This is a genomic window from Streptococcus sp. M143 (assembly GCF_000162495.1).
GTDB classification, from domain to species: Bacteria; Bacillota; Bacilli; order Lactobacillales; family Streptococcaceae; genus Streptococcus; species Streptococcus dentisani.
Map to the genome: position 1 here is coordinate 659305 of NZ_GG730097.1, position 24576 is coordinate 683880.

Consider the following 24576-nt stretch of genomic DNA (forward strand, 5'->3'; position numbering starts at 1 on the left):
TCTCCTATCAAGAGTTTTTTAATGACACTTTTCTGATTCTTGAAAATTACTGGACTTAGCCTCTGAAACGTAGTGGTTTATAAAATCTGTTTTCGCATCTGTATAGGCGTCTCGATTGTGTTCAAATTTTTTCCACAAACTTAGTTTTAATTCCTGATACGCTTGGGCAATATCTGGATGCTGGCAGAGATAATCTCTAAAATAAATCTCGTCATGATCTCCCGCCATTCGCAAATGTAAATGAAAAACTTTCTCAGCAAATCCCTGCTCTGTATATCCTTTATTTAGCGAAATCCTGTTAGGACTTTCCGACATCACTAGCCAACCATTCTTCACCAATAAATCCCTAACTCTTGCTAAATCCTCTATTCTACCTACTTCTAATAAAATATCAACGATATTCTTAGCCCAAATATTAGGGATAGCAGTGCTACCGATATGTTCTATTCTTTTAATAACATTTGCACCCAATATTTTTTTCAGATTTGCTTTTTCCGATTCATACCAGTCTTTCCACTCTGATTTGTGCTCTACTAGAAAAATAGGAAAAAGTTGCCAGAGTTCCTCTAAACCCATTTCTTCAAGTTTCTTTATCATGTCTATAAGACCTAAATCAACTCTGTCCCAAACTGATCTTGCTTGATTTTACCAGCCTTCATCAAGCCACCGAGCGCTTTCTTGAACTGGCCTTTTGAGATGCCAAAGGTTGCCTTGATGTCCTCAGGAGATGACTTATCGTTTAAGGTCATGAAACCGCCATTGCTTTCCAAGTAGGTCAAAATCATCTGAGCATCATTTTCCAACATTTCAAAGGAACGTGGTTTGAGGGATAGGTTCAAGGTACGATCCACTTCACGGAAACCGATGACACGCGCATCTAGAACTTGCCCCAAACGTGGCTCTGCGTAGCGTTCACTTGGGTGAATGAAACCAAGCATGTTATTTTCTGGTAGGTAAACAAAGGTTCCTGACAGCTTGAGACGGTAAACAATGGCTGGCCAGTTTTGGTTCTGCATGTTGTTGTAGGCAGGACGAGCCAAACGTTGGAAGTCTTCCTGATACGCCAAGAGTCCCCAGATGCGATCTTTCTTGTCCACTTCAAGGCGGATGTAAAGTTTATCACCCTTCTTAGGCCAGAGTTCCTTGAGCTCAGGGAGGATATCGAGTGACACAACGATTTCCTTGTCAGGTAGACCGGTATCGACAAAGACACCCAAGTCCTTACGAACTTCTGTTACGGTTCCCCAACCAAATTGGTCCTGAGTGGCAGTCACTTCTAGAGTGGTCAAGCGGAGTTTTTGCTTCATATCCGTGTAGGCAAAACCTTTGACCGTATCCCCTACTGTATGCTGACCTTCTTCCTTAGCAAGGGCATAAGTTTGACCATCCTTTTGCACAAAGTAAAAACGGTCATTTTCATCGATGATAAGTCCAACGATAAAACTTGCAAGATTTGTATTCATATTTCCTTCTTTCGAATAAAACTCAGCCAGCAATGCCAACTGAGTTTTTCTGTTTATTTTTAGACTTCCAAGAGTTCTTTTTCTTTATTGGCAGTCATGTCGTCGATGTGTTTCACAGCATCGTCTGTTACTTTTTGAATATCTTTTTCAAGAGTCTTCAATTCGTCTTCAGTGATTTCTTTTGCTTTTTCTTGTTTCTTGGCTTCGTCCATAGCATCACGACGGATATTGCGGACAGCTACTTTAGCATTCTCGCCGACCTTCTTCACTTCTTTAGCAAGGTCACGACGAGTTTCTTCTGTAAGAGCTGGGATAACCAAGCGGATCACGGAGCCGTCATTAGCTGGTGTAATACCCAGATCAGAAGCGTTCAAGGCACGTTCGATGTCTTTCAATGAAGACTTGTCAAATGGTGTTACCAACAAGACACGTGCTTCTGGAATGGTAATTGAAGCGATTTGGTTAAGAGGAGTTTCGACTCCATAGTATTCTACGTGGATACGGTCTAGCAAGCTTGCGTTGGCACGACCAGCACGGATACCACCAAATTCACGAGCAAGTGATTGGTGAGACTGGGTCATTCTCTCTTTAGCTTTTTCTACAATTGCGTTAGCCATAATTTTCTTATTCCTTTTCTTCGATATTGTTTGAAACTGTTGTTCCGATATTTTCACCAAATACGACACGTTTGATGTTGCCTGGTTGGTTCATGTTAAAGACAACCAAGTCAATGTCGTTGTCCATTGAGAGGGTTGAAGCTGTTGAGTCCATGATACGAAGACCTTTATTGATAACATCACGGTGAGTCAATTCTTCAAACTTAACGGCTGTCTTGTCTTTCTTAGGATCAGCATTGTAAACACCATCGACACCATTTTTAGCCATAAGGATGGCATCCGCTTCAATTTCAGCTGCACGAAGGGCCGCTGTTGTATCTGTTGAGAAGTAAGGTGAACCAATTCCGGCGCCAAAGATAACGATGCGGCCTTTTTCTAGATGACGAAGGGCACGTCCACGTACGTAAGGTTCTGCCACTTGTTGCATAGAGATAGCTGTTTGCACACGCGTATCGACACCAACTTGTTGCAATGAATCTGCCATTACAAGAGCATTCATCACGGTCCCAAGCATTCCAGTGTAATCTGCCTGAACGCGGTCCATTCCTGCTTCTGCTGCAGGTTCTCCACGCCACAGATTTCCTCCACCAATAACAAGGGCAATTTCGATACCTAAACTATGAACTTCTTGAATCTCTTTTGCCATTTTTTGAACTGTCTGGATATCAATCCCTACGCCACGTTCACCGGCAAGGGCTTCACCTGATAACTTGATTAAAATACGTTTATACTTGGGGTTAGCCATTTTTACTCTCCTTTTTTTATCCTACCTATTTTATCACAATTTCTAAGATTTTTATAGTATCATGAGCAATTCTTTCAAAAAAATTAGACCGTTAAAAACTCCTCTAAGTCCTCAAGGGCACGCTCTGCAATTTTTTCATAACGAGCTTTTTTATCACGGATACGCTCGCCTTCCAACTCCTTGATAATCCCGAAATTGACGTTCATTGGTTGGAAATGTTTGCTATCTGCATGAGTGATGTAATGAGCCAGACTTCCAATCGCTGTGGTCTCTGGGAAGATAGCTTCACTTTCACCCTTGAAGAGTCGAGCCGCGTTAATTCCCGCAACTAAGCCTGACGCTGCTGACTCAACATAGCCTTCTACACCCGTCATTTGACCAGCAAAGAAGAGGTTTGGCTGTTTCTTAGAACGGTAAGTCTGCTCCAGAAGATTTGGTGAATCCATGTAAGAATTGCGGTGCATGACCCCATAACGAACAAACTCAGCATTTTCAAGACCCGGAATCATTTGGAAGACACGCTTTTGTTCTCCCCATTTGAGGTGGGTTTGGAAACCGACGATATTGTAGAGGCTACCAGCCGCATTGTCCTGACGAAGCTGGACAACAGCGTACGGTGTTTTGAACTCTCCATCACGAGGTCCTGTGTAATCGTCTGGATATTCCAAACCGACTGGCTTCATAGGACCATAAAGCATGGTTTTAATGCCACGTTTGGCCATGACTTCGATAGGCATACAACCTTCAAAGTACTTTTCTTTTTCAAAAGAATTCAGCGGTGCTTCTTCCGCATTGACCAAGGCTTCATGGAAATCCATAAATTCTTGTTTGGTCATAGGAGCGTTGAGGTAGGCCGCCTCTCCCTTATCATAACGAGATTTGAGATAGACCTTGCTCATATCAATAGTATTGACATCGATAATCGGCGCTGCAGCATCGTAGAAATAAAAACCGTCACCGCCATTAAGAGCATGAATCTTTTCAGCAAGGGCATCACTAGTCAAAGGACCAGTAGCGACAACTGTAATAACATCGGTCGGCAATTCTGTAATTTCATCACGAACCACTTCAATCAAGGGATGATTGGCCACTTTTTCGGTCACCATTTGAGAGAAACCATCGCGGTCCACCGCAAGGGCACCACCAGCAGGAACACGTGTAGCTTCAGCAGATTCCAAAATGACAGAACCCAAGCGACGCATTTCTTCCTTGAGAAGACCGACAGCATTGGTCAAAGCATCCCCACGCAAGGAATTGGAACAAACTAACTCCGCAAAATTGTCTGTTTTGTGCTGAGGTGTTGACTTGACACCACGCATTTCATAGAGTTTAACCGGAATACCACGTTCTGCAATTTGGTAAGCTGCTTCAGACCCTGCCAAACCTGCTCCGATAACATTGATGTAAGATTGAGACACGACACTAATACCTCTTTGGGTGAAAACTAAGTCCAAATAAAAACAAGCTACTAGACTATTTGACACCCACAAATCTTTCTAATTTTTCTTCTACTAGTATAACAAAAAAAGGGAAGAAGGCAAACTTCCCTGTTTAGTCATTTTCTTGATGTAAAGAGATAGTGAGTGTTCCAGTTAAAAATCAATTATATGCTACTCTATAAAATCTTTTCCACATAACGGATCGATAGGGACTGTTATTCTATCTCTTGCTATAACCGTATTATCTAAAACAGCATAACATTCAACATAGTGGTCTCCTTTAAACTGAGAATCTTCGTGATGTTTTATTTTACCTGAAAAAATAGCACCACGCTCACAATTTCTTCTAATCGCCTCAGCTCCAATATTTCTAACTTTCCAATAATATTTAACATCAGACAAAAGATTATCTGGAATATCTGATTTTATAATTTCAAAATCAAGAGATTTTCTGTTTTTAATCTTAAATCTACTCTTTAAAAAGTCTGAAAGAAGTGCTTTTCGAAAACCATCTTGAGTAATTTCACACTCCAAAACAATATTATAGCGGATATCAACACTAAACAATTCATCAATAAATTCTTCATTCGAAGCTCGATTTGTGGTAGAAGTTGATTGAGCGAATTTTCTACCAAATAGCTGTCTATAAACTTCAGTAAGTTTCTCTTCTGAAGCGTCTTCTATTTTCTTTAGAGCCTGCTTAGCTTTATTGATAAATTTTGCTCCATCATTATTATAAATCTTTTGATTACTACCTAAAGCATACCAATACTCTCTATTTTTATCTTGATTTGAAAAGTATTCAAAAATATCTTTCAAGAGAATATTATAATCAGAGTAATATATTTCAGAAATACCTTTATCATCAATAAAATCAGATATCAAAGTATCTATCAACAGCCCCTTAAATGAAAAGCCCATATGATTTTTCCATCGTCGTATGAGTCTTGTTAAGTTAGAAAAATGATTATTAAAATTCGAATTTAAAGATTTGCATTTTTCAATTTCAGGCTTTGGTTTAGTAGTTTTCCAAGAGCCTCCGTTACGAGAATCAGGATATTTAAAATTTCCATCAGATTGTTCGAAAGCTGGAACTAACTCAATTTTTCCACCATCCGAAAAATCAATAACAACGACCTGTCCGTCTCCTTTTATTTTTGTATTCGGGTATCTTTTTAGTAATTCGTTTTTTATTTCCTGTAGAAGTGCTGATTGACCATTGCCCTCATAAGAATCAAATCGTCTATACACTTCTGATGGTAGTGAAAAAATATAATCAAAATCACTAACATTTCGAACGGCCGTCGTTCTCCCCACACTACCGACAATCAAACCATTGTCAGTTTCTTCATCTTCAAGCTCATCTAAGGAATAGTATTTTCGATTAAGTCGTTTCGTAATCTCTTTTAATCTATTCTCCCATTTTTCCCATTCCTCATCCGTCATGGGCAGTTCGTCTTCGCAAAACTCTTTAAAATCATTAGATAAGGACATTATTCTTCCTCCCTAACTTTCATCAATTCTTTTGAAATAAAGTATTTATAGTCATCCTCATAATCATTATCTTTTCGTGATTTTATCAGTTCTGAAGCCTTGGATATATTTTTAGGAGAAGGATTGGAAAGTTTACCGTAAGCAACATCTCTTCGAAATTTTAATTCTTCGAAGGATTTTTGTATTTCACTAGAAGATTTTCCATTGTAAACCACCTCGGATAAAAGATTTTCAGCCGAGACCCTAAGATTCCAAAGTTCATCAACAGATTTCCTCTCCAAAGCTAGTCGTTCCTCAAAGTTAAACTCCTTGGTGATGCTAAAAATTATTGTAGTGACTAATGATAAAAATGCTGTAACAAGCTTTATCCAATATTCATCAAAGCAAAGTATTCCAACTAAGCCAGAAGAGACAACTCCAGAAATGATTATTGTTGCTATTCTAAACCATCGAATATAGCTTTCTAACTCGTCAATTCTAACCGCATGAATTTTATGAGTCCAACCTACATTTACTATAAAATTTAAAAGTTCAAAGTGTAATTTTTCTTGATTTTTCGACATCAAACCTCCCTCCTTACTATTTTTGCCTATCTTGATATGTTTCCCAAACAAATGACACTACCGTTAATGCAGAGCCTACAACAACTGAAGCATATCTTTGTGGTAATTCTGTAAAGTTAGCACTTTTCCCGTGACCGTCGCCTTTATCATTTCGAAGATTGTTAATTCCCTTGATAATTTGATTCAAACCACTCAGAACCAGCTTTACATCTTGATTATTTTTAGCTGAAATATTTTCAGTAGTATCCAAATTCAAAAATTTAAAGACTTTCTTTTGCAAGGTTGCAATATCATTCGCATTAGAATACTCAATTTTCTCGTGGTCTAAAATATGTTTAAAACACGATTCCAGCAACTCTTTAGCCTTACCGATAGCATCCGCTGGAGAGCGAGAAATCATTTCATTCATAATCGCCATTTGCTTATCAATATAGCTACTATCAAAATAGTCAGATAGATATTCAACAGTATTATTTAAGTAAGATATTTGTGAGACTTCATATTTCGAAAGTCTCTCTTTCAATTTTAACGCCTGAGAGTTCTTCTCTTCAGTTTTCTCATAATATGAGTTAGGGAGATCTTCGTAATATCTTAGTAAATCTAAAGCCAATTTTAAAACAAGTTCATCTGATTCATTATTTACAAAAGCCTCTAAAGACTTTCCTTTAGATAAACCGTATTTTTCTTGAATATCTATCCCAACTGAATAAAAAGTGAAATCGGCAAAAGTAGAATTAGAAAAATCTAATACATAGCCTCCACTATTAAAAAATACTTTTATAAAACTCTTATCTTGAAAATTCAATTTCATATTCCCTACACTTAAAACATCAACTCGCTTCAAACAAATCCAGTTGACCAAAACTTTCTTCGAGTTTCTGTTGCTTAGCAATTATATCAACTTTTTGTTCTCCAATTATTGGTTTTATATCTTTCTCATAAGATATATTCGTAATATCTCCACATAATATTTCTGAATTCTGATGATTTTTTTGAAAGGTTTCTAAGGCTTTTTCGTCATTATCAATTCCTAATAGAACATTAAATCTAGCCATCTCGAATCCATAAGATAGACCGCCTGCTCCTGAAAATAAATCTACAATGTTATATTTTTTCAACTGATAAACTCCACACTATTTTCTCATATATAATTATACCATACTGCTTACTTAAAAATACTTCTACATAGATTACATCATATAATACTTAATGTAAACTGAATGAATATCGCTTTTATTTATTCACTATTCAATCAATTATATGGTTTAGACTCCGAAGATTATCACCACTAATCAAGTTAAACAGAAATAGACAGAATTACTACACTCTGCCTCCCTTTATTGTTTCTCTTCCCAGTCGTGGTAGGCAGCGTAAAGCTGGCTTTTATTCCACTGGTAGAGTTTCGCAACTTCCTTGATAGCCTGATTTTTCTTCATGCCTTCTTGGATACGAGATTGGATTTCTGAAAACAAGTCCTCCTCGTCCTTTTCTTCCACATCCTGACCGGCGCCTTCAACGATGAGAAGGCATTCGCCTTTGAGTGGCGTTTCAGCGATGCTTTCCAGCAATTCAGAAATCTTTCCACGTTGGTATTCTTCATAAATCTTGGTCAATTCCCTGACCAAGACCACCGAACGGTCACCGTAGACTTCTAGCATATTTTCCAGCGTATCCGCTACACGATGGGGCGATTCATAAAAAATCTGAGTTTCTAGATAATCTTTTTTCAAGTCGAAAAATTGCTTTTGATGGCCTGATTTTCTCGGTAAGAAACCGTAAAAGATATGTGGCTGTGGCGCTAAACCACTGGCAATCAAGGCAGAAATCCCTGCAGAGGCACCCGGAACTGTGACAACTGCAATCTCTTCCTCAATGGCTGCCTTGACTAAATCATGACCAGGGTCCGAGATGCTAGGCAGACCCGCGTCAGAAACCTGAGCAATACTTTGTCCTGCTTTCAGAAAACTAATCAAGTCAGGAATCTTTTCCTTGGCATTGTGCTCGTGAAAACTGATCTGCTTAGTGGAAATGTCAAAATGCTTGAGCAAGAGACCAGTATTGCGCGTATCCTCAGCCGCAATCCAGTCCACCTCTTTCAAGGTCTGGATGGCACGAAAAGTCATATCATCTAGATTGCCAATCGGCGTTGCTACTAGGTACAGCTTGCCATAGGGAGTTTGCCCCTTAAAACTTTTTTGAATCTGCATGCTTACTCCCTGTATAACAACTCATCACAGAACATACATTCCTCGTCCTGCTCTCGGCGTTGTCCATAAAAATCATTACATACGTGAAAACCGTCTTTATAGATTCGACGGACGCTTTCACGAACATGCTTGGCCTTAACGGGAGTATCGGCTTCCACCTCGCCTAAGCGTTCTCGCAACTTACTATTTTCCAAGCGAAGAGCTGTATTTTCCTCTACCAGGCTCTTGAGATTTTTCTTGATAGCTTCCACATCGGCTAAGGTCACCAATAACTGTTGGGAAAAATCGTCCAGCGCATCAAATAATTCTTTTTTGTCCATAAACCAGCCCTTTCCTTTCTTTATTCTTAATTGAGTTTACATTTCTTTCAAGACCAGATATTCCATGGCATTTTGAAAGCTGACATTAGCCTGCCACATTTTTCTAGCTTCTAATAAATCTTGTAAAATCTGTCGAATCCTTGCTCGCAAGAGATCCTGTCCACAGAGGACTTCGAGGATTCGCAAGACCTGATCTTGTTTTTCCTTGTCATCTGCCAAGCTAGCTAATTTAGTTACTTGGAGATAACTTTCTTTTTTCTTGGCTAATAACCAGGTCAGTAGGCGTTCACTTTCATCGACCAAGGTCCAAAAACTTGCCTGATTTGCCAATTTTTCAGCTTCAGCTCGTGATTGACAAAACTGGGCTAAGAGAGTCGCTTTTTTCTTGACAAGCCCCATTTGTTCTAAAAGCAAGATGAGCTTTTCTTCTTGCTTTTTAAAGTGGAAAATCTGTGTCCGACTTCGGATAGTCGGCAACATCTTTTCCTCATCGCTGGTTAAGAAGAAAATGTAAACTTCACTCTGGGGTTCTTCGATGACCTTTAGCAGAGAGTTGGCTGCGTTGGGATGCATTTTCTCAGCTTGCTCGATAATAAAAACCTGTTGCTGACTTTCAATCCCTGCTTGGGAAAACTGTCCAACCAATTCCCGAATGCGTTCTGTCTTGATGACCTGATTGACCGGCTTAATCAAGGTAACATCGGGAAATTCTTCCTGTTCAATCAGCTTGCAGTTTCGGCAATTCTCGCATGGTAAAACGCCTACCTTATTCGTACAAAAGAGGCTCTTAGCCAAAAACTGCGCCATTTCCAAGCTTCCAAAGAAACCCGAAAAGAGATAGGCATGATTGAGCTGGTCTTGTTCTAGGATACGGACAAAACGGTCAAACTGGTCTGGCTGCCAAGCCTTAAGCTCTGCTTGTTTCATCTTGTCAATCCCATTCTATCAAACAAGACAGCCTTGGTAGCATCCACAACTTGCTCCAAAGGAAGACTGGCATCAATCTTGACAATGCGATTTCCTTCTTTGTCCAGAAGAGAAAGGTAGCCTTGACGGACTTTCTTGTGCAAGTCCAAGCCTTCCAAGTCCAAACGATTGACCTCGCGGTCACTATTAGCAGCAATGCGAGCCAGCCCCTCTTCCACCTCAATGTCAAAATAAAGTGTCAAATCAGGTTTGAGGCCATCTGTCGCAAAGTGATTGAGCCAATCAATGGCATCAATATCCAAGCCACGGCCAAATCCCTGATAAGCAACAGAACTATCGATAAAGCGGTCCATAATGACCAACTTGCCAGCTTCAAGTGCTGGAAGAACTTTTTCCACCAAGTGCTGTCTACGACTGGCGATATAGAGAAGGAGTTCTGTTTTAGGATCCATCTGAGTATGACTTGGGTCTAGAATCACTTGGCGAATCTTCTCCCCAATCAAGACTCCACCTGGCTCACGGGTCGTCAGTACCTCTACTCCTTTTTCCTCTAAAATTGGGAGTAGAGCCTCTAAAACACTGGTCTTTCCTGCTCCCTCTGGTCCCTCAAGAGAGACTAAAAATCCTTTTGACATGTCTAACTCATTTCTTTTTTTCTACCTTCTATTCTATCAAAAAAATAGGTTTTTGTGACAATCTTTTTGCGTCTTCTCCATTCAATCGACCATAAAAGAGGCTGGGAGTCATCCAACCTCTTATTTACCTAGTTCTTGTGTTCGTTTGTAGGCTTGATGAACTGCGTCCATGACTGTGCCTCTAAAGGCATGTTCTTCCAGACTCGCTACACCAGCGATAGTCGAACCACCTGGGCTGCAAACTTGGTCTTTCAAAACTCCAGGATGTTGCTGACTTTCGAGGACCATTTGTCCAGCGCCGACTACTGTTTGGGCTGCCATTTTCAAGGCCCTTTCTCGGGGCAATCCTGATTGAACACCTGCATCTGCCAAAGCCTCGATAAAGAGGTAGACAAAGGCTGGTCCACAACCTGCAAGACCTGTCGCAGCATCAATTAAGTCATCCCCCAGCTCAACCAAGAAGCCAGCCTTGGCTAATAACTGACCAAAAAGACTATTGTCTTCAGCACGACAATTTGCTGACATGGAATAACTAATCACTCCTTGGCCGATAGCCACTGGAGTATTGGGCATGATGCGAATAATCCGGTGTTGACTTGGCAGAAGACTCGCTAGTTTTTCCAAAGTCAATCCAGCCGCCATGGAAATCAAAAGAAGGCTCTCTCGTTTTTCAAGAATGGTCTGATATTGAGAAAGTAAGTCTGAAAACTGCGCAGGCTTAACTCCTAGAAAAATCACATCTGCTTCTGCAAAAATTTCTTCATTGCTAGAAGCCTGACCGCCGAAATTAGTGATGAAAGTATCTACTTTTGCTTGACTACGATTGGCAAGGAGAATCTGAGCACCCGTCTTGGCCTGCAAAACAGCCTTGGCCAAACTAGCTCCCATATTCCCCAAACCGATAAATCCAATCTTCATCTCTTACTCCCTTATCTGTCCGTTACCAGTAACCACATACTTGTAGCTGGTCAACTCTTTCAAGCCCATAGGTCCACGCGCATGCAGTTTCTGAGTAGAAATCCCCATCTCACATCCAAGACCAAATTGCCCACCATCAGTGAAACGCGTTGAGGCATTGACATAAACCGCTGCTGAGTCCACTTGATCTGTAAAGTAAGTTGCAGCTTCAGCATTTTCCGTCACAATGGCATCCGAATGATGGGTACTGTGGGCTTCAATATGGGCAACTGCTTCTTCTAAACTGCTCACAACCTTAACTGCTAGGATATAATCTAAAAACTCGGTGTCAAAGTCCTGGACCTCAGCTGCTCGACCTGAAACAAACTGACTTGCTTTGCTATCCAAACGAAATTGAATTGGTTCCAGTCCAGCATCCTTACGCTCTGCAACCAGCACTTGTTCCAAGCGAGGAAGGAAGCTTGCTGCCTTGTCTTCATGAACCAGCAAGACCTCCATGGCATTGCAGACAGAAGGACGGCTAGTTTTAGCATTGTTGATGATAGAGAGAGCCTTGTCTTCATCTGCATCCTTATCGACATAAACATGAACAATTCCAGTTCCTGTCTCGATAACTGGCACAATGGCATTCTCAACCACGGCATTGATCAAACCAGCACCTCCACGAGGAATGAGAAGATCTAGATAGCCCTTGGCCTTCATCATGGCATAGCTACTTTCACGGCTGGTATCTTCCACCAGTTGAATAACATCTGGGTGAATGGCCGTTGTCTCCAAGCCCTTTTTCAAGGCTGTGACAATAGCATGGGCAGTTTGATAGGCATCCTTACCGCTACGAAGAACGACCGCATTTCCACTCTTGAGAGCCAAGGCAGCCGCATCAGACGTTACATTCGGACGGCTTTCGTAGATAATACCAATAACCCCCATGGCCACACGTTTCTTGGTGATAATCAAGCCATTTTCAAGCTGACTTGTTTCTAGGACTTCACCGATAGGATCTGGTAAAGCAACAACTTCACGAATCCCAGTTGCCATCGCTTCTATACGTCCCGCATCCAAATAAAGACGGTCTAGCATAACATCTGAGATTTTTCCCTTGGCCGCTGCCATATCGAGGGCATTGGCCGCTAAAATCTCCTCAGTAGCTGCCAATAAATGATCAGCCATAGCTAGCAAGGCTTGGTTTTTCACTGCTTCGCTGGCAGTATTGATTGATTTCTTAACAGCCTGTACCTGTTCAAATTGTTCTTGTGCACTTACCATCGTTCACCTCTAAAATTCTGTAAAGAGCAGCTGGATTTCAGGAGTGATGGAAATCCAGTCATCACGGTGAATCAAGACTCCCTTAGCTTTTTGAGAACGAAGCATATCTTCTAGAGCTGAGACGCCAAATTGGACACGTCCCTTTCCAAGAGATTGACCTGTTTCTTTATCAGCCACTGTTACAATATCGTGGTAAGAGAAGTTTCCTTCCACTTCTACCACGCCTGATAAAAGGAGACTTTTCCCGTTTTTTGAAAGTGCCTCTGCAGCTCCACCATCTACCCAAATCGTTCCCTGACTTTGAGCATAGAAGGCCAGCCATTGTTTCTGAGTACGAAGTCCCTTCTCTTGCGCAACAAAGTAGGAACCATCCTTGGTCTCCTTCACTGCCTCGATCAAGGCATCTGATTTCAAGGAGGAGCAAATATAGACTGGCACACCCGACTCTGTCGCGATCGTAGCTGCCTTGATCTTGGTCAGCATGCCACCTGTACCATTAGACGAACCTGCTCCACCAGCCATATCTATAATCTCACGATTGATAGTCTCGATTTTCTCCAAGCGCTTGGCTGTTGGGTCTGAATTAGGATTGCCAGTATAGAGACCGTCCACATCTGTCAAGAGAACTAAAAGGTCTGCTTGGACCATAGCCGCTACCTGGGCACTCAGAGTGTCATTGTCACCCACCTTTAGTTCATCAATGACAACACTGTCATTTTCATTGATGATGGGAATTGCCCCACGGCTAAGTAGAACTGACAAAGCCTGATGGGCATTCTTATAGCGACGTTTATCTACAAAATCATCCTGTGTCAGCAAAATTTGCGCAGAAACGATCTGGCGCATGAGGAGGTTGGTTGTGTATTCCTCCAACAAAAGTCCCTGACCTACTGCAGCCGAAGCTTGTTTATCTGCAATCTTAGTCGGACGTTTTTTAAAACCCAAAGCTCCAAATCCAGCGGCAACTGCCCCAGATGACACTAAAATCAATTCATGTCCAGCCTCATGCAGCACAGCCAATTGCTGGGTAATTGCCTTTACTTTACTTCTTGATAAACTCCCGTCTTCATTTGTCAAGGAGGAAGTCCCTACCTTAAAGACAATTCGTTTGTACTTCATATTCTCACTCCGATTCTTCATATTTATCCATTATAACATGAATGCTTTAAAATAGAAAAGACTTAAAATGAAAAAGGTTGAGACAACAATCTCAACTCTTTTTATCTGTCCTCATTTTTACGCAATCTTTCCAGCGTTTCTTTAAAAATCTCTGGAATATCTGCTGTGAACTCCATGGTTTCGCCCGTTCTCGGATGGGTAAAGCCTAGAGTTTTAGCATGAAGAAACTGTCCATGTCCTTTCAGAGTTTTACGAGGACCATAGACCTCATCACCAGCGACTGGATGGCCAATATAAGCCATATGAACACGGATTTGGTGGGTACGTCCTGTTTCCAGTTGCAACTCCACTAAGCTATAATCTCCAAAGCGTTCCAAGACGTGAAAACGGGTTACTGCAGGCTTTCCTTTAGCAGTCACAGCCTGTTTCTTACGGTCTTTTTCACTACGACCAATCGGTGCTTCAATCACACCACGATCATTGGGAAGATTGCCATGAACAATCGCCCAGTATTTGCGGAGAGACTTCTTATCCTTTAGTTCTTGGGCAAGTGCCAAGTGGGCCTCATCATTCTTAGCAATCATAAGGAGACCAGACGTGTCCTTGTCAATGCGGTGAACGATACCCGGCCGGAGAACACCATTGATACCTGACAAATCCTTGATATGGTACATGAGGGCATTGACCAATGTTCCGCTAGTATGACCGGCGCTGGGATGAACCACCATGCCTTGAGGTTTGTTAACAACGGCTACATCCTCATCTTGGTAGATGATGTCTAGCGGAATATCTTCAGCTACATACTCTAAAACCTCTGGCTCTGGCACATGGTAGGTGACGATATCTCCCTCTTGGACAGTGTATTTGGCTTTCTTTACTTGCCCATTCACCAAAACTTGTCCAGCCTTGATTTGTTCATTCGCGAGACTGCGTGATAATTCTGTCAGGTCCGACAGAGCCTTGTCTAGACGTTGCCCACCCGTTTCAATTTTAATTTCCATTTACTTCCTCTTTAAGCATTGCAATCAATAAAACAATGACACCAACTGTCAAATAGCTGTCAGCAACATTGAAAATCGCAAAGTTGATAAAGTCTAGGTGAAACATATCCACCACAAAACCTTGACTCATTCTGTCAATAAAGTTGCCCAGACCTCCCGCGATTATCAAAGTCAGTCCAAAAACCAACCAGAGAGAATCCTCCATGTGTTTATGTAGATACCAAATGGCTCCTACCATGACGACCAGTGTAATGACAGCAAATAACCACTGCTGATCTTGCAACATGGAGAAGGCTGCCCCTCTATTTTGCAGATAGGTCAAGCTAACGAGATTGGGTATCCACAAACGAACTTCACCCAGTGGAATCTGCTGGACAACATAGGCTTTAACCCACTGATCCAGCCCAATCAAAAGCAGTACAATGACTGCTACTATTCCTCTTTTTTTCATGATTTCCTCTTTTGATCAAAATATTCCTGCATAACCTCAACAAAAAGAGTCCCAGCTTGACTAAGCTCCACTTCTTCCCGTTTGACATATACCATGCGGTTATCTAGATCATCCTTGAGACGAATGACTGTAATCCCATTGACACTGTCACTATCTAAAAATCCAGATCCTGTCGCATAGGCATCCGTCCGCTCCAAAATACCATTCAAAGTAGCACGGTCCGTCACATTGAACATCTGTGAGCTCGCGCTGGTGTCGACAAAGTTCTCTGAATAGTAAAGATACTCATCTTTTTCCTGAGTGAAACGAACTGTTGGTAAATCCGCTAGGTCCTCCATGACCAATTCCTCTTTCTGTGCTAAAGGATGCCCTTCACGAAGATAAATGTGAGTCTGGAAAGGAATTAGTTCATTAACTTCTAAACCAAGCTTTTCAACCCGTTGCATGATGCCCTTTTTATTTTGGTTGTTGAGGTAGATAATCCCAATCTCACTGTGTCCTTGAGCTACTTCGTCTAAGATTTGAACTGTAGTAGACTCAAAAATACGAAAGTTCTTATAATCAGGATAACGTTCTGAAAAGGCCGTAATCGTTGGTGGCAAGAAGTCATAGTGCTGGCTGGCAATGGAAAATTCATCCTTTTCTTCCTCAGGATTGGCATACTGATTTTGAAAAACATCAAAGCCTTTGACCAATTCTTGCGCTTTCTCATAAAATTCCATTCCACGACGGGTCAAAAACGTTCCCGAACTCGTCCTACGGAAAATCTTAAAACCAAGCTCTTTTTCCAAATCGCGTACAGAAATAGACAGACTGGGCTGACTGACATACATCTTTTCAGCAGCTTCTCGGAAAGTACCGCTATTGGCAATGGCCACAACATAGCGTAATTGTTGAATATTCATCTTCTACCCCCAACTTCTCTATCTGTTCATTATACCATAATTCAGAAGTTTTCCACAAAGGAAAAAGAATAGCCATCATAAAATTCAACTACACTAGACTTTAAAAAAAGATGGGTACCAAAATAAAAAACAGGCTCTCCGAAAACTCGGAAAGCCTTATTTAATGCTACTTAGAGCTTCCTCGCCTTTTCATTTTAAGGCTCGGTATAAAAAGGTTCACTGGACCTTTTTATTTAGCGATTGGGTAAACAGAAACTTGTTTCTTATCGCGACCTTTACGTTCAAAGCGTACTACGCCTTCAACTTTAGCGAACAAAGTATCGTCTCCACCACGTCCAACGTTTACACCTGGATAGATGTGTGTACCACGTTGACGGTAAAGGATTGATCCACCTGTTACAGTTTGTCCGTCAGCTGCTTTAGCTCCAAGACGTTTCGCTTGTGAATCACGTCCGTTTGATGTAGAACCTCCACCCTTTTTGTGGGCGAAAAGTTGCAAGTTGTTAAGAGTCATTTTTAACATAATGTTTTCCTCCGTGTTAGTTTTCTGTGATAACTCTGGTTTGGACGAACTCAGATGAGTCCTCCGATAAGTTTGCCATACCCAAGAAAAATGATTCGAAGAATAACTGGGTCATTTCTCTCTGGTGTGAAGGAAGATCTTTTGGTATTTCCACCATCAGATAGCCACCTTCATCTTCGTTTAATTCTAAGATTGGTTCATAGCCTGCAAATTTCTCAATGGAATTGATAAAGTTAATGGCAAGCGTAGAAACCGATGCACACACAACATCTAAGCCGTATTCGCCACTCTCGGCGTGTCCAGTAATTTCCGCACTCCTCAGCTCGCCATCTTCGGCTCTCTCAAAGACTGCCTGTATCATGTGTTCTCCTTAAAATTAAGCGTTGATTGCGTTGATGACAACTTTTGTATATGGTTGACGGTGACCTTGTTTACGGTGGCTACCTTTTTTAGGTTTGTACTTGTAAGTAACAACTTTCTTTTGTTTTCCTTGTTTTTCAACAGTTCCAACTACAGTAGCTCCAGCAACAAGTGGAGTTCCGACAACAGTGTTTTCACCACCAACAAGAACAACTTCGTTAAAAGTAACTTCTTGACCAGCTTCAACGTTCAATTTTTCAACGTAAACTGCTTGACCAACTTCAACTTTAACTTGTTTTCCGCCAGTTTTGATAATTGCGTATGTGCTCATTATGCACCTCCTATGATTTTTTGGGTTTCCCCGTATTTTGTGAAGACTCGCCTAGCATCGTGGGACGAACCACTTAGTATATGAGCTCTAAGTATGACAAAGTTTAAATTTGTTATACGACGAGCAACGATGTTCGTGCGGTTGCACAGGACTGTGCATAGTCAACTCTTCAAGTATAGCATATCTTCTTTTTTCTTACAAGTAAAATCAATCAAATTTAAGCTTTTTCTTTCCCTTTTTTCTTCCAAGAAGCAAAAAGCATACTGAGGTAAAAGATGCTCATCATCACTGGAACACCTAGAATCGTCTTTTCATGATAGAAAACCGTCAAATAGGCTGAAAAGACAACTCCCAGAACAAAGCTGGTAAGTAGGCTAACGAAAATCAAGGCTTCACGTAGGAAGGGCGTATGCTTGGTTCGAAAATAATCCCCAAAAGCCAACATGGTTCGTTTAATATTCCCTGTCATAAAGGCATTATTATAGGCAATCCCCGAAACTTCTCCAAAGGCTGTTGTCACCAATCCCATACAAAAGGCTAAAGGTGGGACTAAGTAGATATTGTCTACTGACAAGGGAACAAACCCAATGATTATGGATAAGACCGCGAGTGGTATCAAGGACAAAATCGGCTTTTTAACTATTCGTAGTTTTTCTTTATACAATGTCAGTAAAAAGACCCCCATCATAAAGGAAAGTAAGGTCATTACTTTGGCACTGGCATCTGACACATTGTGTTGAATGAGTCTTACAGAGAGAAAGACGACATTCCCAGTTTGGCCTGCTACTAGGGTATTCCCTCGCACGATAAAGGTATAGGCATCGACATATCCTGCACAAAAAGTCAAAAAAAGCGCTAGTCTTTTAGACTGACGTGATATTTTTCTTATTGGTAATAATCTCATTTTCTCCCCCTTCTCATTTCATCTATTTATCTAAATATTGTACCACTTTCTTTGAGAAAAGCGTAGTCCATTTGAAAATTTTTACCATCTGTTGGATAGTCCTTCTTTTGTATGTTATAATGAAGGAAGGAATTGAAGTCGGAAAAGGAGTATTTATGCTTAAATTAGGTGTCATCGGAACAGGGGCTATCAGCCATCATTTCATAGAAGCAGCCCATGCTAGCGGAGAATACCAGCTAGTCGCAGTCTATTCTAGAAAACGAGAAACTGCCGCAACCTTTGCTTCTCGCTATCAGAATATCCAACTCTTTAATCAATTAGAAGACTTCTTTAAATCTTCCTTTGATGTAGTCTATATCGCCAGTCCAAACTCCTTGCATTTTGTGCAAACCAAGACTGCCTTGTCTTTTGGTAAGCACGTCATTCTTGAAAAGCCAGCTGTCACGCAGCCACAAGAATGGCTGGATTTGAGACAGACAGCTGAGAAAAATAATTGTTTTATCTTTGAGGCAGCTCGTAATTACCACGAGGAAGCTTTTACCACTATCAAAAATTTTTTGGCAGACAAGCAAGTGTTGGGAGCTGATTTCAATTATGCTAAGTATTCATCCAAAATGCCGGACTTGTTAGCTGGGCAGACGCCAAATGTCTTTTCAGATCGTTTTGCTGGTGGAGCCCTTATGGATTTGGGGATTTATCCTCTCTATGCTACTATTCGCCTCTTTGGAAAGGCTCAAGCCGCGACTTATCAGGCACAACAGCTTGACAATAGCATTGACCTGAATGGAGACGGTATCCTCTTCTACCCAGACTTTCAAGTTCATATCAAAGCTGGGAAAAACATCACTTCCAATCTTCCTTGTGAGATTTACACAGCAGATGGAACCTTGACCCTCAACACGATTGAACATGTCTGCTCAGCTATTTTTAGCGACCACCAAGGAAATCAAGTTCAACTCCCTATCCAACAGGCTCCTCATACGATGACTGAGGAAGTTGCTGCGTTTGCTCAGATGATCCAGCAACCAGACCAGACGATCTACCAGACTTGGCTGGATGATGCAAGCTCTATTCATGAGCTACTATATACTATGCGCCAGACTGCTGGCATTAGATTTGAGGCAGAAAAATGAAAACCAAACTACCGACTGAATGGCAAGAACTGAGCGACCAGCTCGGTTTCCAAGAATTTACCCCCATTCAAACTCAACTATTTGAGCCTATTCTTGCTGGAGAAAATCTCCTAGGAGTGAGCCCAACAGGAACTGGTAAGACCCTCGCTTACTTACTCCCAAGTCTACTCAGACTGAAAAAGAAAAAATCCCAGCAGCTCTTGATTCTAGCACCAAATACCGAACTGGCTGGACAGATTTTTGACGTGTGTAAAACGTGGGCAGAAGCTATCGGCTTGACTGCTCAGCTCTTCTTATCAGGTTCCAGTCAAAAACGCCAGATTGAACGTCTTAAAAAAGGACCAGAAATTCTGATTGGAACACCTGGCCGTATCTTTGAGTTGATTAAATTGAAAAAAATCAAGATGATGAATGTGGAAACCATCATCCTAGATGAATTTGACCAGTTGCTCGATGATTCTCAGATTCACTTTGTTGAGAAAATCACTCACTACGCACCTCGTGACCATCAACTCATCTACATGAGTGCGACGACCAAGTTTGACCAAGAAAATATTGCACCAAACACGCGCACCATCGATCTTTCTGACCAAAAGTTGGACAACATTCAACATTTCTACATGCAGGTAGACCAACGTCACCGAGTGGATATGCTACGAAAGTTAGCTCATGTAGAGGATTTTCGTGGTCTGGTCTTCTTTAACAGCCTCTCAGACCTTGGAAACGCAGAGGAAAAACTACAGTATCGGGATATCTTGGCTGTTTCCCTCGCTAGTGATGTCAATGTCAAGTTTAGAAAAGTTATCTTGGAAAAGTTTAAGAACAAGCAACTAACTCTTCTCCTTGCAACTGACCTTCTGGCTCGTGGAATTGATATCGATAGCTTGGAATGTGTTGTCAATTTCGACGTCCCTAGAGATATGGAAACCTACACTCACCGCGCTGGCCGTACAGGTCGCATGGGTAAAGAGGGCTATGTTATCACTCTCGTAACCCGTCCTGAAGAACTTAAAAAACTCAAGAAATTCGCAAGTGTGCGTGAAATTGTCCTAAAAAATCAAGAACTCTATATCAAATAAGGTTGGCATTCGCCAACCTTTTCCTTATCCCCAAGTAATTTCTAATTGATAGCTGGCAAAGGGTTGTCCCTCTTGGTTTTGCAGTTGATAGGCGAGCTCAATCTTTTGCCCATCCAGTTTGTAGTGATTCGTTTGAATGATAAACTCTTGCATTCCCATTGGAGTCGGAATATAGGCTAAACTATCACTATCCCTGAGAAAACGCATAATGGTTTTCGGATTGGAAAAACGGGTCATCACCAGTTCTTGACCATGGAATTTAATAACTACTTTTTCTTTTTCCTCATTATAAAAAAGCAGATAGCTAAAATCCCCTTTTTCATGCACTTCCACGTCATAAAGTTGGTCAATCACTTCCAACTGCTCATCAAACTGAATCGTATTGCGCATCCGAATCTTCACATCAAATCCTCTTTCTTGTCTCTTATCCTACTATTTTACCAAAAAGAACAGGATTTTGCTATAATGGTCATATGAACGAAAAAGTATTCCGTGACCCAGTTCACAATTATATCCATGTAAACAATCAGGTCATCTATGACTTGATCAATACAAAAGAATTTCAACGCTTGCGTCGTATCAAACAGCTAGGAACTTCCAGCTATACTTTCCATGGTGGGGAGCACAGTCGCTTTTCCCACTGTTTGGGAGTCTATGAGATTGCTCGTCGTATCACAGAGATTTTTGAAGAAAAATATCCTGAAGAATGGGATCCTGCTGAATCTCTCTTGACCATGACCGCTGCACTCCTTCATGACCTCGGGCATGGTGCCTATTCGCATACTTTTGAACATCTCTTTGATACAGATCATGAGGCCATTACTCAGGAAATCATTCAAAGTCCTGAGACAGAGATTCACCAAGTTCTGCTACAAGTAGCACCCGATTTCCCGGAGAAGGTAGCCAGTGTCATCGATCATACCTACCCTAACAAGCAGGTCGTACAGCTCATTTCTAGTCAGATTGATGCAGACCGCATGGACTATCTCTTGCGCGACTCTTATTTTACAGGAGCATCTTATGGGGAATTTGACCTGACACGAATCCTTCGAGTCATTCGTCCTGTCGAAAATGGCATCGCCTTTCAGCGCAATGGCATGCATGCCATCGAAGATTATGTCCTCAGTCGTTACCAGATGTATATGCAGGTTTATTTCCACCCAGCAACACGGGCCATGGAAGTTCTCCTACAGAATCTTCTCAAGCGTGCAAAGGAACTCTACCCTGAGGACAAAGACTTCTTTGCACGCACTTCTCCACATCTCCTGCCTTTTTTTGAAAAGAAAGTTACTCTATCTGACTATCTGGCTCTAGATGATGGCGTGATGAATACCTACTTCCAACTCTGGATGAGCAGTCCTGACAAAATACTAGCCGACTTGTCGCAACGTTTTGTCAACCGCAAGGTCTTTAAATCCATTACTTTTTCTCAAGAAGATCAAGACCAACTCGCAACCATGAGACAACTGGTTGAAGAAATCGGTTTTGATCCCGACTACTATACAGCCATTCATAAGAACTTTGACCTCCCTTATGATATCTATCGTCCCGAATCTGAAAATCCACGGACTCAGATTGAGATTCTACAAAAAAATGGTGAACTGGCAGAACTCTCTAGCCTGTCCCCTATCGTCCAATCCCTTGCTGGCAGCCGCCATGGGGACAATCGTTTCTATTTTCCTAAAGAAATGTTGGACCAAAACAGTATCTTCGCAAGCATTACTCAGCAATTTTTACACTTGATTGAGAACGATCATTTTACCCCAAATAAGAACGAATAGAGGAAATTTATGAGTATTAAACTAATTGCCGTCGATATCGATGGTACCCTAGTCAACAGTCAAAAGGAAATCACTCCTGAAGTCTTTTCCGCCATCCAAGATGCCAAACAAGCTGGCGTCAAGGTCGTCATTGCAACGGGTCGTCCCATTGCAGGTGTTGCCAAACTTCTGGACGACTTGCAGTTGAGAGACGAGGGTGACTATGTAGTAACCTTCAACGGTGGCCTTGTCCAAGAAACTGCTACCGGTCATGAAATTATCAGCGAATCCTTGACCTATGAGGATTATCTGGATATGGAATTCCTCAGTCGCAAGCTCGGTGTCCACATGCACGCTATTACAAAGGATGGTATCTACACTGCCAATCGCGATATCGGAAAATACACGGTGCACGAATCAACCCTCGTCAGCATGCCCATCTTCTACCGTACTCCTGAAGAAATGTCTGACAAAGAAATCGTCAAGTGTATGTTTATCGACGAACCAGCAATTCTCGATGCTGCAATTGAAAAAATCCCAGCAGAATTTTACGAACGCTACTCTATCAACAAATCTGCTCCTTTCTACCTCGAACTCCTTAAAAAGAATGTTGACAAGGGCTCAGCCATTACACACCTGGCAGAAAAACTAGGATTGACCAAAGATGAAACCATGGCGATCGGGGACGAAGAAAATGACCGCGCCATGCTGGAAGTTGTGGGTAATCCCGTTGTTATGGGAAATGGAAATCCAGAACTCAAAAAAATCGCCAAATACATCACTAAAACAAATGACGAATCTGGCGTAGCCCATGCTATTCATACATGGGTATTGTAAAAAGGTAAGAATAGACGAAGAACCTGGGACAATAATCCCGTGGCTTCAAAAAAGGCAACGGATTTACCGTTGCTTTTTTGCATGGTTGCGATAGTCTTGGTAAAATAGAATTGCTCAATAAAGCATTTAGAAAGGCTATTCTCATGCATATTCACTAGAACATAAATCAAACAACTTTACCACTAGAAGTCCCTTCTTTCTTACCACAAGACCATCTCATTTTACTATTGAAAAAGTGGTCAATGCCTTGGAGGATCGTCACTTCCACGCCTCCTAGCATGCCTTTGACCGCCCGTCTTATCACCCTAAAATGCTCTTAGCTACTCTTTTATTTGCCTATTTACAAGGGATTTTCGCTCAACGTAAGATTAATGTGGAAGCTGTCTTTGGGCAGATAAAAGCTTGTTTGGGTTAGAAGAGATATAACCTGAGAGGTAAGCTTCAAGTGAAAATTGATATGGGAGTGGTACTTATGGCCAATAACCTCCTAAAATACAATAAGAGAAGGAGGCAAAATTAAAAAGCTAGAGTTCCGCAATTGGAAATCTCTAGCTTTTTTGTGACTGAAAACTATTTTGTCTCAGATGACTATTCTTTAAAATCAAACTTGCAACTTCTTCTCTAACGCTTGCGTCAGCACTTCTGAATAGTTAATTTTTTCTCGATCAGCAAGACGAACTAGCCATTCAGGAACGGTCACATTCTTCCTAATCGCCTTGTTACTTCTCACAAAAGGCGCAGGATCGACTTGAATCATTGATACAAAACCGTCTGAAACCTCAATCTTTAGAATATCACTTGGTGTAGGCAGCACCATCCCTTCATCGATATAAGAAGCTAAAATATTTTCAAGCATTTCACGAGCATTTTTCATCGCTTCTTCGATATTTTTTCCTTCTGTACCACCACCAAATTCTGGAAATTCTACCCAATATCCTGTTCCTTCTTCATGAAAAATAGCTGGATACGTTTTTAACATTCTACTACCTCCGATGTGAAAAAGACTTAGGAAAGTAAAACTTACAATCCTAAATCTTTGAGAATCTTTCTTTCCAATCCCTTTGCTAAATCTTCATTTCCATGAACTGGAATCGTGACAAGATAAGAAAAACCCTCTTTCTTAAAATGATGATGACTTCCCCTTTGACGAACTTCAACCCATCCATTCTCAAGAGCTAGTTTCACCATTTCTTTACCTGTAAGTGGCATATATCGTTGTTACCTCCTTACATTTACTATTATACACATTATGCGTATATTTTTCAAGCTAAAATAGACCTCTTTTGTTCAATAACTACAAAATAAAATAGACCAGATTCCTGATCTACTTTACTCTATATTCATTGAATTTTGGTCATGGTTTGGTCAAAGAAATAAAAAATACTAAAACATATAGCATACCACTACTATTTTGCTTAAACTGAAAAATACAAAAATCACAACTATACTATAAGATTTCCTTTTATAAATTAAATATCCTTATCTAAATTCACAAGAGAAAATGTGCACTTAATTTGACAATTCAAGACTAAAAAATCATTATACAAATCAAACTACTAAAAATGAATTTATGGTATAC

General features: G+C 41.0%; 30 protein-coding genes, 3 pseudogenes and 1 other annotated feature. Of the genes and pseudogenes, 6 read left to right on the forward strand and 27 right to left on the reverse strand.

All coding sequences use genetic code 11. From position 1 onward, the window contains the following. Positions 1-18: 18 nt before the first annotated feature. From HMPREF0850_RS09840 to HMPREF0850_RS09930, 19 genes are all read right to left on the reverse strand, one after another. Complete coding sequence (locus HMPREF0850_RS09840; protein WP_009014028.1) at positions 19-597, reverse strand: GrpB family protein; 579 nt, start codon at positions 595-597, stop codon at positions 19-21. Positions 598-608: 11 nt separating this feature from the next. Then, positions 609-1463 (reverse strand): RNA-binding virulence regulatory protein CvfB, encoded by an 855-nt coding sequence (gene cvfB / locus HMPREF0850_RS09845; RefSeq protein WP_001095457.1) that lies wholly within the window; start codon positions 1461-1463, stop codon positions 609-611. A 59-nt stretch (positions 1464-1522) separates the two neighbouring features. Continuing rightward, entirely contained in the window at positions 1523-2080 is a 558-nt protein-coding gene (frr, locus tag HMPREF0850_RS09850; protein WP_001262236.1) for a ribosome recycling factor, read from the reverse strand. A gap of 7 nt (positions 2081-2087) precedes the next feature. Beyond that, complete coding sequence (gene pyrH / locus HMPREF0850_RS09855) at positions 2088-2825, reverse strand: UMP kinase (RefSeq protein ID WP_000002992.1); 738 nt, start codon at positions 2823-2825, stop codon at positions 2088-2090. 83 nt (positions 2826-2908) lie between these two features. Then, positions 2909-4243 carry a methylenetetrahydrofolate--tRNA-(uracil(54)-C(5))-methyltransferase (FADH(2)-oxidizing) TrmFO gene (trmFO, locus tag HMPREF0850_RS09860; RefSeq protein WP_000083716.1) on the reverse strand — a complete coding sequence of 445 codons (1335 nt, stop codon included), beginning with the start codon at positions 4241-4243 and terminating at the stop codon, positions 2909-2911. Positions 4244-4435: 192 nt separating this feature from the next. Then, positions 4436-5758: an SMODS domain-containing nucleotidyltransferase gene (locus tag HMPREF0850_RS09865; protein ID WP_000059138.1), complete on the reverse strand. Its 1323-nt coding sequence runs from the start codon at positions 5756-5758 to the stop codon at positions 4436-4438. Continuing rightward, positions 5758-6321: an SLATT domain-containing protein gene (locus HMPREF0850_RS09870; RefSeq protein ID WP_000042157.1), complete on the reverse strand. Its 564-nt coding sequence runs from the start codon at positions 6319-6321 to the stop codon at positions 5758-5760. Before HMPREF0850_RS09870 ends, HMPREF0850_RS09865 begins: the two co-directional genes overlap by 1 nt. A gap of 16 nt (positions 6322-6337) precedes the next feature. Beyond that, positions 6338-7132: an abortive infection family protein gene (locus tag HMPREF0850_RS09875; protein ID WP_000772961.1), complete on the reverse strand. Its 795-nt coding sequence runs from the start codon at positions 7130-7132 to the stop codon at positions 6338-6340. Positions 7133-7151: 19 nt separating this feature from the next. Then, on the reverse strand, positions 7152-7439 hold the full coding sequence (locus HMPREF0850_RS09880) for a DNA cytosine methyltransferase (RefSeq protein WP_009014032.1): 288 nt from the start codon (positions 7437-7439) through the stop codon (positions 7152-7154). 219 nt (positions 7440-7658) lie between these two features. Continuing rightward, entirely contained in the window at positions 7659-8528 is an 870-nt protein-coding gene (gene rsmI, locus HMPREF0850_RS09885) for a 16S rRNA (cytidine(1402)-2'-O)-methyltransferase (protein WP_001166906.1), read from the reverse strand. 2 nt (positions 8529-8530) lie between these two features. Then, positions 8531-8848, reverse strand: a complete 318-nt coding sequence (gene yabA / locus HMPREF0850_RS09890; RefSeq protein WP_000358229.1) for a DNA replication initiation control protein YabA — start codon at positions 8846-8848, stop codon at positions 8531-8533. Positions 8849-8884: 36 nt separating this feature from the next. Continuing rightward, a complete protein-coding gene (locus tag HMPREF0850_RS09895; protein ID WP_000806215.1) occupies positions 8885-9775 on the reverse strand; it encodes a DNA polymerase III subunit delta' in 891 nt (296 codons plus the stop codon). After that, the gene (gene tmk, locus HMPREF0850_RS09900; RefSeq protein WP_000033376.1) at positions 9772-10410 is read right to left on the reverse strand and encodes a dTMP kinase; all 639 of its coding nucleotides are present in this window, start codon (positions 10408-10410) and stop codon (positions 9772-9774) included. The genes HMPREF0850_RS09895 and tmk overlap by 4 nt, the downstream gene beginning before the upstream one ends. Positions 10411-10530: 120 nt before the next feature. Continuing rightward, positions 10531-11328 (reverse strand): pyrroline-5-carboxylate reductase, encoded by a 798-nt coding sequence (proC, locus tag HMPREF0850_RS09905; protein ID WP_000689675.1) that lies wholly within the window; start codon positions 11326-11328, stop codon positions 10531-10533. Between the two features lie 3 nt (positions 11329-11331). Continuing rightward, a complete protein-coding gene (locus HMPREF0850_RS09910) occupies positions 11332-12594 on the reverse strand; it encodes a glutamate-5-semialdehyde dehydrogenase (RefSeq protein WP_000252996.1) in 1263 nt (420 codons plus the stop codon). Positions 12595-12603: 9 nt separating this feature from the next. Beyond that, on the reverse strand, positions 12604-13713 hold the full coding sequence (gene proB, locus HMPREF0850_RS09915; RefSeq protein ID WP_000875734.1) for a glutamate 5-kinase: 1110 nt from the start codon (positions 13711-13713) through the stop codon (positions 12604-12606). 101 nt (positions 13714-13814) lie between these two features. Then, the gene (locus tag HMPREF0850_RS09920; RefSeq protein ID WP_000403229.1) at positions 13815-14714 is read right to left on the reverse strand and encodes an RluA family pseudouridine synthase; all 900 of its coding nucleotides are present in this window, start codon (positions 14712-14714) and stop codon (positions 13815-13817) included. Then, positions 14704-15165 carry a signal peptidase II gene (lspA, locus tag HMPREF0850_RS09925; RefSeq protein ID WP_000745693.1) on the reverse strand — a complete coding sequence of 154 codons (462 nt, stop codon included), beginning with the start codon at positions 15163-15165 and terminating at the stop codon, positions 14704-14706. Before lspA ends, HMPREF0850_RS09920 begins: the two co-directional genes overlap by 11 nt. Beyond that, complete coding sequence (locus HMPREF0850_RS09930) at positions 15162-16070, reverse strand: LysR family transcriptional regulator (protein WP_001025719.1); 909 nt, start codon at positions 16068-16070, stop codon at positions 15162-15164. Before HMPREF0850_RS09930 ends, lspA begins: the two co-directional genes overlap by 4 nt. Between HMPREF0850_RS09930 and HMPREF0850_RS13290 the strand changes: the two are divergent. Beyond that, a pseudogene (locus tag HMPREF0850_RS13290) lies at positions 16063-16164 on the forward strand (AraC family transcriptional regulator); the annotation flags it as partial. The gene HMPREF0850_RS09930 and the pseudogene HMPREF0850_RS13290 overlap by 8 nt on opposite strands. A 135-nt stretch (positions 16165-16299) precedes the next feature. Here HMPREF0850_RS13290 and rpmA read toward each other — a convergent pair. From rpmA to HMPREF0850_RS09950, 4 genes are all read right to left on the reverse strand, one after another. Beyond that, positions 16300-16593, reverse strand: a complete 294-nt coding sequence (rpmA, locus tag HMPREF0850_RS09935; RefSeq protein ID WP_000916509.1) for a 50S ribosomal protein L27 — start codon at positions 16591-16593, stop codon at positions 16300-16302. A gap of 16 nt (positions 16594-16609) precedes the next feature. Continuing rightward, entirely contained in the window at positions 16610-16954 is a 345-nt protein-coding gene (locus HMPREF0850_RS09940; RefSeq protein ID WP_000613698.1) for a ribosomal-processing cysteine protease Prp, read from the reverse strand. Positions 16955-16969: 15 nt separating this feature from the next. Beyond that, entirely contained in the window at positions 16970-17284 is a 315-nt protein-coding gene (gene rplU / locus HMPREF0850_RS09945) for a 50S ribosomal protein L21 (protein ID WP_000109141.1), read from the reverse strand. Positions 17285-17317: 33 nt separating this feature from the next. Continuing rightward, positions 17318-17437, reverse strand: a sequence feature (ribosomal protein L21 leader region). A 64-nt stretch (positions 17438-17501) separates the two neighbouring features. Further along, positions 17502-18188, reverse strand: coding sequence for a YoaK family protein (locus HMPREF0850_RS09950; protein WP_001238361.1), 687 nt, complete (start codon positions 18186-18188; stop codon positions 17502-17504). A 155-nt stretch (positions 18189-18343) separates the two neighbouring features. Between HMPREF0850_RS09950 and HMPREF0850_RS09955 the strand changes: the two genes are divergently transcribed. After that, positions 18344-19321: a Gfo/Idh/MocA family protein gene (locus tag HMPREF0850_RS09955; protein ID WP_000915875.1), complete on the forward strand. Its 978-nt coding sequence runs from the start codon at positions 18344-18346 to the stop codon at positions 19319-19321. After that, entirely contained in the window at positions 19318-20400 is a 1083-nt protein-coding gene (locus HMPREF0850_RS09960; RefSeq protein WP_000850565.1) for a DEAD/DEAH box helicase, read from the forward strand. The genes HMPREF0850_RS09955 and HMPREF0850_RS09960 overlap by 4 nt, the downstream gene beginning before the upstream one ends. A 24-nt stretch (positions 20401-20424) precedes the next feature. Here the strand turns inward: HMPREF0850_RS09960 and HMPREF0850_RS09965 are convergent, their stop codons facing one another. Next, entirely contained in the window at positions 20425-20802 is a 378-nt protein-coding gene (locus HMPREF0850_RS09965; protein WP_009014035.1) for a DUF1934 domain-containing protein, read from the reverse strand. Between the two features lie 71 nt (positions 20803-20873). Between HMPREF0850_RS09965 and HMPREF0850_RS09970 the strand changes: the two genes are divergently transcribed. Beyond that, a complete protein-coding gene (locus HMPREF0850_RS09970; protein WP_001003518.1) occupies positions 20874-22181 on the forward strand; it encodes an HD domain-containing protein in 1308 nt (435 codons plus the stop codon). Between the two features lie 9 nt (positions 22182-22190). Then, positions 22191-22997, forward strand: a complete 807-nt coding sequence (yidA, locus tag HMPREF0850_RS09975; RefSeq protein ID WP_000023534.1) for a sugar-phosphatase — start codon at positions 22191-22193, stop codon at positions 22995-22997. On the opposite strand, the pseudogene HMPREF0850_RS13180 reads toward yidA, so the two are convergent. Beyond that, positions 22979-23180 (reverse strand): annotated as a pseudogene (locus HMPREF0850_RS13180) (hypothetical protein). The gene yidA and the pseudogene HMPREF0850_RS13180 sit on opposite strands and share 19 nt — an antisense overlap. Here HMPREF0850_RS13180 and HMPREF0850_RS13295 point away from each other — a divergent pair. Then, positions 23159-23517 (forward strand): annotated as a pseudogene (locus tag HMPREF0850_RS13295) (transposase). The pseudogenes HMPREF0850_RS13180 and HMPREF0850_RS13295 sit on opposite strands and share 22 nt — an antisense overlap. A gap of 81 nt (positions 23518-23598) precedes the next feature. On the opposite strand, the gene HMPREF0850_RS09985 reads toward HMPREF0850_RS13295, so the two are convergent. Further along, positions 23599-23976: a type II toxin-antitoxin system HicB family antitoxin gene (locus HMPREF0850_RS09985; protein WP_000921488.1), complete on the reverse strand. Its 378-nt coding sequence runs from the start codon at positions 23974-23976 to the stop codon at positions 23599-23601. Positions 23977-24017: 41 nt separating this feature from the next. Further along, a complete protein-coding gene (locus HMPREF0850_RS09990; protein WP_001131502.1) occupies positions 24018-24206 on the reverse strand; it encodes a type II toxin-antitoxin system HicA family toxin in 189 nt (62 codons plus the stop codon). Between the last annotated feature and the right edge of the window lie 370 nt (positions 24207-24576).